This is a genomic window from Aliikangiella coralliicola, from assembly GCF_007004725.1.
GTDB classification, from domain to species: domain Bacteria; phylum Pseudomonadota; class Gammaproteobacteria; order Enterobacterales; family Kangiellaceae; genus Aliikangiella; species Aliikangiella coralliicola.
In genome coordinates, this window is sequence record NZ_ML660162.1 from 37,480 (window position 1) to 49,212 (window position 11,733).

At 42.1% G+C, this 11,733-nt stretch carries 8 protein-coding genes; 5 read left to right on the forward strand and 3 right to left on the reverse strand.

Annotated elements, in window-relative coordinates; genetic code table 11:
* Nucleotides 1–54 precede the first annotated feature (54 nt).
* The 3 genes from pntB to FLL46_RS06230 form a co-directional block, all read right to left on the reverse strand.
* Entirely contained in the window at nucleotides 55–1,431 is a 1,377-nt protein-coding gene (gene pntB / locus FLL46_RS06220; protein ID WP_425456717.1) for a Re/Si-specific NAD(P)(+) transhydrogenase subunit beta, read from the reverse strand.
* Entirely contained in the window at nucleotides 1,432–2,976 is a 1,545-nt protein-coding gene (locus tag FLL46_RS06225) for a Re/Si-specific NAD(P)(+) transhydrogenase subunit alpha (RefSeq protein WP_142892629.1), read from the reverse strand.
* A gap of 379 nt (nucleotides 2,977–3,355) precedes the next feature.
* Entirely contained in the window at nucleotides 3,356–4,252 is an 897-nt protein-coding gene (locus FLL46_RS06230; RefSeq protein WP_142892630.1) for a diacylglycerol/lipid kinase family protein, read from the reverse strand.
* A 508-nt stretch (nucleotides 4,253–4,760) separates the two neighbouring features.
* Between FLL46_RS06230 and FLL46_RS06235 the strand changes: the two genes are divergently transcribed.
* From FLL46_RS06235 to FLL46_RS06255, 5 genes are read left to right on the forward strand one after another with little or no spacing between them, the layout of a single operon-like run.
* Entirely contained in the window at nucleotides 4,761–5,642 is an 882-nt protein-coding gene (locus tag FLL46_RS06235) for a hypothetical protein (RefSeq protein ID WP_142892631.1), read from the forward strand.
* Nucleotides 5,643–5,659: 17 nt separating this feature from the next.
* Nucleotides 5,660–7,180 carry a glycosyltransferase gene (locus FLL46_RS06240; protein WP_142892632.1) on the forward strand — a complete coding sequence of 507 codons (1,521 nt, stop codon included), beginning with the start codon at nucleotides 5,660–5,662 and terminating at the stop codon, nucleotides 7,178–7,180.
* A 1-nt stretch (nucleotide 7,181) separates the two neighbouring features.
* Nucleotides 7,182–8,600, forward strand: a complete 1,419-nt coding sequence (locus FLL46_RS06245) for an MptA/MptB family glycosyltransferase (protein ID WP_142892633.1) — start codon at nucleotides 7,182–7,184, stop codon at nucleotides 8,598–8,600.
* On the forward strand, nucleotides 8,600–10,942 hold the full coding sequence (locus FLL46_RS06250) for an NAD(P)-binding domain-containing protein (RefSeq protein ID WP_142892634.1): 2,343 nt from the start codon (nucleotides 8,600–8,602) through the stop codon (nucleotides 10,940–10,942). The genes FLL46_RS06245 and FLL46_RS06250 overlap by 1 nt, the downstream gene beginning before the upstream one ends.
* Nucleotides 10,943–10,985: 43 nt before the next feature.
* Nucleotides 10,986–11,732, forward strand: coding sequence for a glycosyltransferase family 2 protein (locus FLL46_RS06255; RefSeq protein ID WP_142892635.1), 747 nt, complete (start codon nucleotides 10,986–10,988; stop codon nucleotides 11,730–11,732).
* Nucleotide 11,733: the final 1 nt, after the last annotated feature.

Below are 11,733 nucleotides of genomic sequence, written 5' to 3' on the forward strand. Positions count from 1 at the left end.
GGTAGACAAACTGTTGCTCTTTGGTAAACCACCCAATTGAAGCGGTCGACACCATCAAATCGCCTTGGCAATATTCTCCACACTATCTCTGGCATCGCCAAACAGCATATGGGTATTTTCCTTAAAAAATAAAGGATTCTGAACGCCCGCATAACCAGGGTTCATCGACCGCTTAAACGCAATAACTTGCTTAGCATTCCACACTTCCAGAACAGGCATTCCGGCAATTGGACTATTTGGATCTTCTGCCGCCGAAGGATTAACCGTGTCGTTGGCACCGATCACTAACACCACATCAGTGTCTGAAAAATCTTCGTTGATTTCATCCATTTCTAATACAATGTCATAAGGCACTCTGGCCTCAGCTAATAACACATTCATATGGCCAGGTAGTCGCCCTGCAACCGGATGAATACCAAAGCGAACATTGACGCCTTTGTCACGTAGCATTTTGGTAATTTCGTATACCGGATTTTGTGCTTGAGCCACCGCCATGCCATATCCAGGTGTGATGATGACAGACTTGGCATTACGAAGCATATCCGCAACATCTTCAGCGTTGGTTTCAACATATTCACCATAATCTTGATCGGCGGTAACCGTCACATCAGTACCAAAACCACCGGCAATGACGCTGATAAAAGATCGATTCATCGCTCGACACATAATATAGCTAAGGATTGCGCCCGAAGACCCGACTAGTGCGCCAGTGACAATTAAAAGGTCGTTGCCCAACAAAAAACCCGCTGCCGCTGCTGCCCAGCCGGAATAGGAATTCAGCATCGAAACCACTACCGGCATATCAGCGCCGCCAATTGACGCAACCAGGTGCCAGCCAAAAACCAGGGCTATCACGGTCATCACCATCAGTGAAATCATATGGCCCTGTTGTTGAACAAAATAAATCATCAAAACAAAACTAACGATACCCGCCATCAGGTTCATTTTGTGTCTGTGTGGCAACATCAAAGACTTGCTACTAAAAATACCGCGCAACTTACCGAAAGCGACAACTGATCCGGTAAAGGTAACGGCGCCGATAAATACGCCAAGGAATACTTCAACCAGGTGGATATTGAGCATCACGCCGGTCACTTCTGCATGTTCCAGAAAGCTGTTATATCCAACTGCGACTGCAGCCAATCCAACAAAGCTGTGCAACATTGCAACCAGCTCTGGCATTTGTGTCATCTCAACTTTTAACGCTAGCCTGGCACCAATCGCGCCGCCGACAACCATTGCGATAAGAATATATTCTATGTTGGTAACCGATGGGCTCAAAATAGTCGCCACCAGAGCGATTACCATTCCGATAATGCCATACCAATTACCGTGCTCCGCAGATTCTTGTTTGCTTAATCCGGCGAGACTGAAAATAAACAGGATGGCTGCGACAAAGTATGCACCATTAAGTATTGCTTCATTCATCACTTAGTCCTCCTTCCTGAACATTTTTAACATCCGTTTGGTCACCACGAACCCACCGACAACATTAATAAAGGCAATTAAAACGGCGAATACCGATATCCACATGACCAAGGTATTAGCGCTTGATATCTGAAGCAATGCGCCTACGACGATGATGCCGCTAATTGCATTAGTCACACTCATTAGCGGTGTATGTAGTGAATGAGAAACATTCCAGACGACGTAGTAACCGATAATACAGGCAAGAATAAATATGGTGAAATGTTGCATAAAATCTGCCGGAGCAACCATTGAAAGCCAGCCATAAAAAAGACCGCCAATTAGCAACATCAGATTTTTACCCATGCCAGATGATTTCTTCTCCGGCGCTTTCACAATTTCCGGCTGCTTTATCGCTGGTTTCGCAGCTGGCGCTGCGCTAACTTTCACCGGCGGTGGCGGCCAGGTAACTTCACCTGATTTAGTCACAGTCACATTGCGAATAATTTCGTCATCAAAATTAAGTTCAATTTGCCCATCTTTTTGAGGGCACAATAGTTTGATCAAATTAAGAATATTATTGGCATATAATTGACTTGCCTGAGTCGGCAATCTCGACGGCATATCGCTGTAACCAATAATCGTCACGCCATCAACGTCAACCGCTTTGTCAACTTGAGTTAACTCACAGTTTCCTCCGCCTAACGCGGCCAGATCAACAATGACACTGCCTCGTTTCATTGAACGGACCATTTCTTCGGTTATCAATTTTGGCGCAGGCTTACCTGGAATCATTGCTGTAGTAATAATGATATCAACTTCTTTCGCCTGCTCCGCGAAGAGTGCCATTTCAGCTTTGATAAATGCTTCGCTCATTACCTTGGCATAACCGTCTCCACTGCCCGCTTCCTCGTCTTCTTCGAAGTCCAACTCTAAAAACTCAGCGCCCATACTTTCAATTTGCTCTTTAACTTCAGGTCGCGTATCAAATGCTCGAACAATCGCGCCCAGACTGCCAGCGGTTCCCAAAGCCGCCAACCCCGCGACTCCGGCACCAATAATCATGACCTTCGCGGGCGGCACTTTACCCGCAGCGGTTATTTGCCCGGTAAAAAAGCTACCGAATTCATGAGAAGCTTCAACGACCGCTCGATAGCCCGCGATATTTGCCATCGAACTCAGTGCATCCATTGACTGTGCACGAGAAATTCTGGGCACCGAATCCATTGCCAAAACATTAATCTGTTTATCAGCCAGTTGTTTCATCAAGGCTTCGTTTTGCGCAGGCCAGAAAAAACCGATAACTGTTGCACCGGGTTTAATTTTGTCCAGCTCAGATTCGTCAGGTGGATTTACTTTTAATAAAATATCCGACTGCCACACTTCATCAGCCGGTTGTATTTTTGCACCAGCTTCTTCATACATTGCGTCAGAAAAACTGGCAGCCGTTCCTGCATTGGATTCGACAACAATGGAAAAATTTAATTTAATTAGCTGGGTAATACTGGAAGGCGAAGCCGCCACGCGAAATTCATTGGATACTGATTCTTTAACAATACCTATTTGCATATTTTTAACCCTACATTTTGCCCTGCTTTGTAACGGTTTTGATTCACCGCTATTCAGTGACCAGGTAATGACCTAAAAACTGCAAAACCTATGATAGGTCCAGAAAATATCGATAATTTTAATGTTAGTATTAAGAAAGTTTTAGCCGTGTTTTCAATTTTTTATAACTTCATCTCAATTGCGAAAAATATTCCAATAATTGAGGCTGCAATATACTTCTGTAAAGTAGCCTGCTTGCACTCAGCGAGAAAAGCGTTACGTATTCAATGTACGACTAAAAGTTTGAAAAATCAAATATAGAAGTGGAGTAACTGACTGTTCCTATCGACTAATTAGTTATTAACAATAGCTCGATGATTTGACGACTGATGTTTTCAAGTTATTTCGCCCAGAAAAACTCAATGTCTTTGTGTAAACATTCAAATTCAACCGGGGTTCTCCCCATAACCTCACCATCAGGAATGAGCATGCCTGGATTTTCTTCAATCACTTTTACTTTTTTTACTTGAAGATATTCGATCTCAGGGTATTTAATATGCGACCCATCATAAATACTCGTAAACAAGCGTAATAATTTTAATCGTGAAACATTATTTAACAACACCACATCTAACAAGCCATCGTCAAGTTCGGCTTTAGGTGCCATCAGGAAGGTGGTTCCGGTATAACGCGAGTTAGCAACTTCTACAAAAACACCGTCTCGCTCAATGGTTTTACCGTCAATTTCTAACACCATTTTTTGTGCTTTAAGGTTAATCAGCTTTTGCAGCGTAGCAACAGTATACGCGGCATTTCCCATCCATTTTAATGGAATAGCCGCTTGCGCAACATCGGTAACAAATCCCATGCCTACAATATTTAAAAAGTGATGGGTTTGATTTTGAGAAACAAAACGACCAACATCGAGTGGTCTGGAATGGTTTGAAGCAATAATATCGATAGCTTTACGCCAATCTGATTTTTGCAACTGGAGCTCTTTCATAAAAGCATTTCCAGTACCATTTGGAATGAGACCAATCGGCGGCTTTTTCTCACTATTGCATTGGTAATAGCCGTTAACCACTTCAAACAAAGTGCCATCGCCACCGGAAGCGATAAGACCGTCATAACGACTTAGATCGGACTCAGCAACCAACTCAACCGCATGTGCCGGCCGATCGGTGAGTAGCAGTTCCGCATCTAATCCTTTTTCATTCAGATATTGTCTAACTTGTGGAAGCAATATTTTAGCGCGACCATTACCAGCCTGCGGGTTGTAGATAACTAATAACTTCATCGATGACTTCTACGACTTACAACTTGAAAATAGTGCACCACTCTAATCAGTTGAGAGCATGCTGTCAAAAAAACAAATTACTCGCTAAATGCCTTACTCTATTTAATCGATAAGAAAATTTTAATTGCTCTCATTGATGTTAATCATGAACTCAATCGACATCTCTCGCCACTAAATAAGCTCCTGCTTGAACTTCAATTACTTCAACAGGGGATTTTCTGATACCGAATTTTGCCTCACAGGAATGCAAGTTGATCATTTTCAGCAATAAAAATAGACCATCTCTACTGGTTAATCAGACAGTTCTTGACACAACAACCCAACAATCAGCTCAATCATGATGCTTTTGTGGCTCACATCAGCCTAAATATCACGAAATCATAACATCTTAATCACGCTTTTAAATGGCTATTGAAGTTCTTTTCTCACTAAATTAGCCTGAAAAAAGACCTAAAAATGTCGACAGGTTGCTCTGTCGGCAAAACAAAAATTAGTTGGAGCAATGATTATGACCATTTGGGCTCAGTCTTACTTGAATAAAATAGCCACTTTTAAAAAAGACAAGACATTGGCAAAACCAGGCAGCTTGTTAATTTCCGCTGGAATATTATTGTTTAGCAGCACGGCCTGGTCCGGAGCCTGGGTTCCTGAGGTTGGATCGGGCTACAGCAAATTTGCATTTTCAGATTACAAAGCTGATGACTTCTTTGGCGATAACGCCACATCAGTGGACTTTTCAGGTCAAAACTATTCCTACTATGGAGAATATGGCTTTACCAAAGACTTCGCGATTTACGGTACTTTGTTATATCAAGATTTAGAACAAATTAACAACGCTGGTGTAGCGAGCGAGTCAAGTGGTTTCGGTGATACAGAAATTGGCATTAGATACCAGTGGCAAGCACAGCCATTTGTTGTTTCCACCTCTTTTTTAGTAAAACTTCCTTTTCTGTATGACGAAAATGATGCATTGCCCAGAGGAAATGGTCAGGAAGACTATGAGCTAAGAATACTGTTTGGCCGCAGCTTAAATGAATATGGTTATCTCGGATTTGAAGCAGGATACAGATTAAGAACCGGTGCCCCTTCCGACGAATACCGTTATTTATTCGAGTATGGATTTTCAGTCAGTGATAATTTCTATTTACGCACAAAAGTTGACACGACCATAAGCGCTAATAACGCAGATACAGTGAGCAATAATTCAAATCTTTCCATCACACCAGAGTTTGATTTAACTAAATTGGAACTCACAGCAGGCTGGACTCTCGGTGATGCCAAATCAAGCAAAGAAAAATGGGGCGTTGAAATTACCTATCGTCAAGATCTTGATGGTGAAAACACGCTGGAAGGTGATGGTTTTGAAATTGGATTAACTAGAGTTTTTTAATCAGAGAGTAAGATAACATGATGACGCTAAGTTATGTTCTCCTGTCACTTCACTTTCTGATGCTGGCGATTTTGTGTTTGTTCGGTATTCATCGCTTGTCGATGGTAGTTCGCTGGATCTTTTATCGAAAGATGACCGCAATTAAACCCAAGGCCTTTTCCACTTTACCCAGGGTGACGGTTCAAATTCCGCTTTACAACGAAAGATTAGTCGCACAACGAATTGTCGACGCAGTTGCCCAAATTGATTACCCACATGACAAACTGCAGATTCAAATTGTTGATGACTCTACAGATGAAACCTCGCAATTGGTTGCTACTGCAGTAGAAAAATACGCTAAACAAGGACTCGATATTAACCACGTACATCGTGTGAATCGAAAGGGATTTAAAGCCGGCGCGTTAAAAGATGCGATGAAGTCAGCGACCGGCGACTTTATCGCTATCTTTGATGCTGACTTCATTCCCTCTCCTTCGATTATTAAAGACACCATCGACCATTTCAACAACGAAAAGCTCGCAATGATTCAATTTAGATGGGAGCATCTCAATCGCCATGATAGTCGGCTAACAGAAACTCAGGCAATGATGCTGGATTCCCATTTCTCACTGGAACAGCAGGTCCGCTATGCCAGTGACGTTTTATTTAACTTCAATGGGACAGCTGGAATCTGGCGAACAAAAGCAATTATTGATGCTGGTCATTGGAGTGCCGATACTTTAACCGAAGATCTGGATCTCAGCTATCGTGCTCAACTCAAAGGTTGGGAGTTAGTTTATCTGAATGATGTCGTTTGTCCCGGCGAATTGCCAGCCGATATGAACGCCTTTAAAAGCCAGCAGCATCGATGGGCTAAAGGTGGAATTCAGGTGATGAAAAAAATGTTATTAAAGGTTTGGCGCTCCCCTCTCAGCTTACGTCACAAACTTGAGTCGACCTTTCATTTATCAAATAACCTGGCTTACTTTGTGATGCTGGTTGATACAATATTTCTTCTTATTCCAAGTTTGATCATTCGAGAGCAATACCAGCTGGAACAGGTTTTATGGATTGACTTGCCCTTATTATTTCTCTCCTCCGGCGGTCACCTGGTTTATTTCTTTTTTGGTCAAATCGCATTAGGGCATTCTAAGTGGCGCGCTATTAAGAATATGCCGAGAGTTCTATTACTCGGAATTCAACTCGCATTCAATAACGCGAAAGCGGCATTAGAAGCGCTAAGAGGTCAGCAAAGCGAATTCGTAAGAACACCTAAAAGCGGTGCCAATGAAGTTCAAAGCGTTGAACAAAATATAAGTCAAGATCTTTCTTTTACCGCTTCAGTCAACGCTAAGTTGAGCCAAGGTCTCTATAAAGCAGTTTCCCCGCGAGGAGGTGGTATTGAAGGCTTACTGGGTGTGATTTATTCCTTTGTATTCTTTTGGGGAATCAAGCATGAACTCTGGTTTATGCTGCCCTTTTTGCTGTTACTAATTGTCGGCTTTTTTAGTACTGCGATCAGCACATTAAAAACTCAGCATAAATTGAGCAGAGGGTAACATGGGTTCTTTTTCTACAGAAAGTAAACGCAAAGTACTCCACAGATTTAGTTTAGCCATGATAATTCTGGTCGCGCTCTTAAGCTACTTTATTAGCGATGCTCACTTGCACCAGACCTGGATGGGTGCAGAGAACTTAGGTTGGTTAACCGTTTGTCAGTTTATTTTGATGACGTTTTTTATGTTAGTGGCCTGGAGAAGCGCGCCAAACGCAAAGCGCTTGAAAGACGTTTACTTATTATTGATCGTTGCAATTATCGCTCGGCTATTGCTAATTCCAGTTGAACCTTATACCTCAACAGATACAGATCGTTATCTTTTCGACGGTAAGATCGCACTTTCAGGTTTTGACCCTTATCGAGTAAACCACAACGAGCCAGCTTTAAGCGAATTAAAAAAACAGTGGGCTCCACCGGAAGAACACGCCAAGTATCCAACCTTATATCCACCGCTTTCCCTTGGGTTATTCACTTTGGTCGCAGCATCTGGAGCAGACCATGCCCCCCACCTATGGAAATTGGTAACGACATTCGCCGGAATTTCTACGCTGCTAATTTTAGCGATACTACTTAAAAATCTCGGGCGGCTGCGACACTTATCATTGGTCGCATTTTCTCCTCTATTAATATTGGAAAGCGGAATCGGCGTTCACATCGACAGCATTTCGACGCTCCTCGTATCATTGGCGCTTTATAGCTTTTCCAAAAATAAAATCGCAACTTCGGGCTTTTTTATTGGACTCGGAACATTGACCAAAATATTGCCGCTTATGCTATTGCTTCCCCTGGTATTTGGTTTAAAAAAAATAGCTGATTCTTTTCGGTTGTCGATCGCCACTGTACTCACTATTTTTGCAGGCTACATGATAACTATTACCTTCGGGTTAATCCCCGTCGGAAGTATCGGTACGCTCTTTGAAAAATGGCGATTTGGCTCTCCCCTGTTTAATTTGTTCGAAAATATTGCCGAAGGAAAAGAACTACTTTTGATTACTTTTTTTGCCCTTTCTGCAGGTTGTAGCTTTATTTTTTACCGTACACTAAAACTGGAAAAAAGAATCGATGTACTTAGCCCCTTACTGCCCTGGAGTCTGGCAGTTGTCTTACTAGTTAGTCCTGTCGTATTCCCTTGGTACTTGATGGTTTTAGTTCCTTTTGCTGCACTATCACCTCGCCCCTTTATGTTAGCCTGGGTTAGTGTGTTACCACTGACATACGAAGTACTTGGTGGCTTTGTGAGTGCAGGTAGTTGGTCACCTGCCAACTGGCCATTAGTCTTAATTTCAATCACTTTACTCATCTCCATTTATTTTGAAAGCCGCCGAAAGCTAGATTGGCAAGCGATTAATAAAATGCTCTTCAGAAGCCAAGCCTCCATAAACAGACGCTCTGGAAATGCAATGACGAGAGAAAAATATTGATGTTAAGTCTGATACGCAAATACTCAAACTGGCTTCACGGTCAATGGCCGTCAGGTAGTGTCGAAAAGCTTCCGTTAGTGAACAATGATGGAACAACCAATATACCAGGTGTTTACATCACTGGTGATTTAACTGGAATACCACTGTTAAAGTTTTCCGCAGATTCAGGAACTCGAGCTGTCGAACACCTGACTGCCGATGACAAATTTATTAATCGTAAACAACAACCATCGGTTTACGACTTAATTATTATTGGAGCGGGTGTCAGCGGTTACGCAGCAGCAATAGAAGCCAGTAAAAGAAAACTCAACTTTCTTTTACTGGAAGCATCTGATGCTTTCTCAACTATCAAAAACTTTCCCGAGAAAAAACCGATATTTACTTATCCTATAGAGATGAAACCCAGAGGGGAATTACAGTTCGGGGACAAGGACAACACCAAAGAAAAACTACTGAACAACCTGAAACAAACTGTAGAAAAGCTAGACATAAAGCTGACCAGTGAAAATGTCACCCATGTAAAACCTCGCGGCAAAATTATTAACGTTTACACTAGCTCGGATAAAGCAATTCCAGCCCATAAAGTCATCATCGCAATTGGCCGTTCAGGCAACTATCGCCGACTTGCTGTAACAGGTGAAGATAAAGAGAAAGTTGTTAATCGACTACACGACCCGAAAAAGTACGCTGACAAGAAAACACTCATTGTGGGCGGTGGAGATAGTGCTCTTGAAGGTGCTATCGCTATCGCCAACACACAAAACGAAAACAGCTATCAACCAACGACTCCGCAATTAACACTCGTTCATCGTAATGAGGATTTTAACCGAGCTAAAGAAGAAAATGTCAATTCGTTACTCGCACTCGAGGCAGAAGGTAGAATTAAGATTCTGCGTTCTTCTACCATCGAAAAAATAGATGATGAAAGTGTTTCAGTCAAAACAGAAAGCGGTGAAGTATCGACATTACAAAACGATGCAGTGCTCACATTGATAGGGAGAGAAGCGCCTCTCGCATTTTTCAGAAAAAGCGGGATTGATATTAAAGGTGAATCCAAGCTTTCAGGCTGGTTGTTTTTCATTTTATTTTTTATTTTCACGATTGGCTTATATGACTGGAAAAATTACGGTTTTCTCAATAGTTTATGGGGATTAACCCAGTTTCCTGATCAAATGCCTGCCCTTATCGCCGGATTAGGCGACTGGTGGCAGTCTCAAATTAATGATCGTTCAACTTTAGTTGGCACTATCGCAATTTCAATGAAAAGCCGCTCCTTTTACTACACGCTATTATATACAAGCTGCATCGGAATATTTGGTTGGCAACGTATTAAGCGCAGAAAAACAAAATATGTCACGGTGCAAACCTATTGCCTTTTCTTCATTCAGTTTATTCCGTTATTTTTATTACCCGAAGTCATTTTACCCTGGTTAGGATATTCGGGATTTTTTGACACAGGCATCGCGAAAGATGTTGCGAACAACCTGTTTCCCAGTTACATCTCTGCGGAAGCACTAGCATCACAACAATGGCCTGAATGGGGACATCCCCGAGCATATTGGCACGCCTATGGGTTTATTCTTGCCTGGCCGCTCAATGTCTACAATGTTTTTACCCCGAATCCAATGACTGGATGGTTAATCATTAGCTTTATACAGACTTTCATTCTGTTGCCACTAATGATCTACAAGTATGGAAAAGGTGTTTACTGTGGCTGGATATGTTCATGTGGCGCCTTAGCCGAAACTATGGGCGACAAACAGCGTCACAAAATGCCCCACGGTCCCTTCTGGAATAAACTCAACTTAATTGGCCAGGTTCTATTGTTAGTCGCGGTTTTATTATTGTTAGTCAGAGTGTATGGCTGGTTTTTCCCGGAAAGCTGGGCACACCACTCATTTGACTTTCTACTAAAAGGTGAAAATAGCGATTATAAACTGGTTAACCCATTAAGCTGGAAATGGACCGTCGATGTGCTACTCGGTGGAATCCTCGGGGTCGGTTTGTATTTCAAATATTCAGGACGAGTGTGGTGTCGCTTTGCCTGTCCTTTAGCAGCGCTAATGAATATCTATGCTCGCTTTAGCCGATTTAGAATTTTCGCAAATAAAGATAAATGTATTAGCTGTAATGTGTGCACCAGCGTATGTCATCAGGGCATCGATATTATGAGTTTCGCGAACAAAGGTTTGCCAATGGCCGATCCTCAGTGCGTTCGTTGCTCAGCTTGTATAGAAAGTTGCCCCACCAACGTACTAGAGTTTGGCGAAATTAATAAAGCAAACGGAACCCCCTTAAAGCTGAGTCGATTAAAGGCAATTTCAATCAAAGTCGTTGAGTAAGAAATGCATGACGAAACGAAGTTAAAAGAGAGAACTTAATTATATGTATCGAGGACGAAGAGTTTCAGCAGTAATACCTGCACTTAACGAACAATTGGCCATTGGAAAAGTGGTCCAGCAATTGAATTCTTTGAAGAATGCTAACGGATTAAAAATTATTGATGATGTAATTGTTTGCGACAACGGCTCAAACGATAACACGGCGCAAGTAGCCGAACAAAGTGGCGCAAGAGTTATCCAACAAGCAACGCCCGGTTATGGTATTGCCTGTCTTACCGCTTTAAGCATTGTCAAACCTTGCGAGATAATTTTGTTTGTTGATGGTGATGACTCCTGCTTCATAGAACAAACAACTTCGTTGCTGGCAGGCATTGTTAACGGCGATAACCTGGCTATTGGTTCACGAGTTAAGGGGAATGTAGAAAAAGGTGCATTAACTTCAATTCAAAAGTTTGGCAACGCTCTTGCGGCATTTCTCATTCGCCGACTCTGGCATTACGACATTACTGATCTGGGACCTTTTCGCGCGATTAAAACTTCGACATTAAAAAAACTCGATATGCAAGATCAAACTTTCGGGTGGACGGTGGAAATGCAAATAAAAGCCATTCAATTAGGCTTTAAGATAAGCGAATATCCGGTGGATTCAAAAGTTAGAATCGGCCAATCAAAAATAAGTGGAACAATAAAGGGTTCTATCAAAGCAGGCTTTAGTATTTTAACAATGATAGCTAAATTGCGTTTGATGCAACGGAAAACCCTTGCAAAATTTGCACTGGAAGATTCCTAAC

Coding starts and splice junctions, on each gene's coding strand:
- FLL46_RS06225 (WP_142892629.1), bottom strand. CDS start 2,976: ATGCAAATAGGTATTGTTAAAGAATCAGTATCCAATGAATTTCGCGTG.
- FLL46_RS06230 (WP_142892630.1), bottom strand. CDS start 4,252: ATGAAGTTATTAGTTATCTACAACCCGCAGGCTGGTAATGGTCGCGCT.
- FLL46_RS06235 (WP_142892631.1), top strand. CDS start 4,761: ATGACCATTTGGGCTCAGTCTTACTTGAATAAAATAGCCACTTTTAAA.
- FLL46_RS06240 (WP_142892632.1), top strand. CDS start 5,660: ATGATGACGCTAAGTTATGTTCTCCTGTCACTTCACTTTCTGATGCTG.
- FLL46_RS06245 (WP_142892633.1), top strand. CDS start 7,182: ATGGGTTCTTTTTCTACAGAAAGTAAACGCAAAGTACTCCACAGATTT.
- FLL46_RS06250 (WP_142892634.1), top strand. CDS start 8,600: ATGTTAAGTCTGATACGCAAATACTCAAACTGGCTTCACGGTCAATGG.
- FLL46_RS06255 (WP_142892635.1), top strand. CDS start 10,986: ATGTATCGAGGACGAAGAGTTTCAGCAGTAATACCTGCACTTAACGAA.